2 protein-coding genes are annotated in these 1,473 nt (G+C 76.0%); both read left to right on the top strand.

Going from position 1 to position 1,473, the window contains the following annotated elements; all coding sequences use genetic code 11:
* A partial coding sequence (locus AB0J52_RS40330; protein ID WP_500188472.1) for a sensor histidine kinase occupies nucleotides 1-724 on the top strand: 724 nt, incomplete at its 5' end.
* Nucleotides 725-737: 13 nt separating this feature from the next.
* Entirely contained in the window at nucleotides 738-1,388 is a 651-nt protein-coding gene (locus AB0J52_RS40325) for a response regulator transcription factor (RefSeq protein ID WP_500188470.1), read from the top strand.
* Nucleotides 1,389-1,473: the final 85 nt, after the last annotated feature.

Raw genomic sequence — 1,473 nt, 5'->3', positions numbered from 1 at the left:
GTGTGCTCTCCCCATCCGGGCGATGGACGCGCGCCGGCGCCGGGCGCTGTCCGACGCGCGCCGGGACGAGCGCCTGGAACTGGCCCGCGACCTGCACGACTTCGTCGCCCACCACGTGACCGGGATCGTCGTCCAGGCGCAGGCGGCGCGGTTCGCGGCGTCCTCGGGCGCGGCGGCGCAGTCGCCCGAGCAGCTGGACCGGATGTTCGGGCAGATCGAGAAGGCGGGCACCGAGGCGCTGACCTCGATGCGCCGCATGGTCGGCCTGCTCCGCGACGCCCAGGACGCCGCCCGCCCCGGCGGCCCGCACGCCGACGGCGGGGCGACCCGCCCGGTCGGCGACCTGACGCAGATCGCCGAGCTGGTGGACGGGTTCGGCGACACCCCGCCCGCGACGCTCGCGCTCGCCGACGACCTCGGCGAGCTGCCGCCCGAGGTGGTGACCTCGGTGCACCGCGTCGTCCAGGAGGCGCTGACCAACGCGCGCAAGCACGCCGCGGACGCGACGGTCGTGCGGGTGTCGGTCGCGCGGCTCGGGGACGGGTCGGTCGAGGTGGCCGTCCGGGACGACGGGCAGGGCCGGGGCCGGCGGCTGCCGTCCGGCGGGTTCGGGCTCGCCGGACTGGCCGAGCGGGTGGACGCCGTGGACGGCCGGCTCACCGCGGGCCCGCGGCCGGAGGGCGGCTGGGAGGTCGTCGCGGTCATCCCGGTTTCGGAGAACTGAGAGAATCGCACCCGTGACGATCCGCGTACTGATCGCCGACGACCAGGAGATGGTCCGCACCGGCTTCCGGATGATCATCGACTCGCAGGCCGACATGGAGGTGGTCGGCGAGGCCGCCGACGGCGCGGCGGCGGTGGAGCAGGCCCGGCGGCTCCGGCCGGACGTGTGCCTGTTCGACATCCGGATGCCGCGCATGGACGGCCTGGAGGCGACCCGCCTGCTCGCCGGCCCGGACGTGCCGGACCCGCTGCGCGTCGTGATCGTCACCACCTTCGACATGGACGAGTACGTCTACCGGGCGCTGCGCGGCGGCGCGGCCGGGTTCCTGCTCAAGGACAGCGGCCCGGCGCTGCTGGTGGAGGCGGTGCGGGCGGCGGCGAACGGCGAGGCGCTGGTGTCGCCGTCGGTGACCGTCCGGCTGCTGGCGAACCTGTCCGCGCCCGCGCCCGAGCCGCCCCGCCTGCCCGAGCCGCTCACCGAGCGCGAGCTGGACGTGGTGCGCCTGGTCGCGCGCGGCCGGACCAACGAGGAGATCGCCGCCGAGCTGTTCGTCTCGCTGTCCACGGTGAAGACGCACCTGGGCAGCGTGCAGCGCAAGCTGCGCACACGGAACCGCACCGGGATCGCCGCCTGGGCCTGGGAGTCCGGTCTGATGCGCGGCTGATGGCGGCCGGAACCGTCGGCGGCGCGCCCTGGCCGCTGCTCACCGTGTGGATCGCCGCGGCCCTCGGCTGGGGCTCGGTCCTGGC

This window comes from Spirillospora sp. NPDC049652 (genome assembly GCF_040675125.1).
Lineage (GTDB): Bacteria > Actinomycetota > Actinomycetes > Streptosporangiales > Streptosporangiaceae > Spirillospora.
Note: the sequence above shows the minus strand (reverse complement) of the source record. Positions and strands in the feature narration are given on the sequence as shown.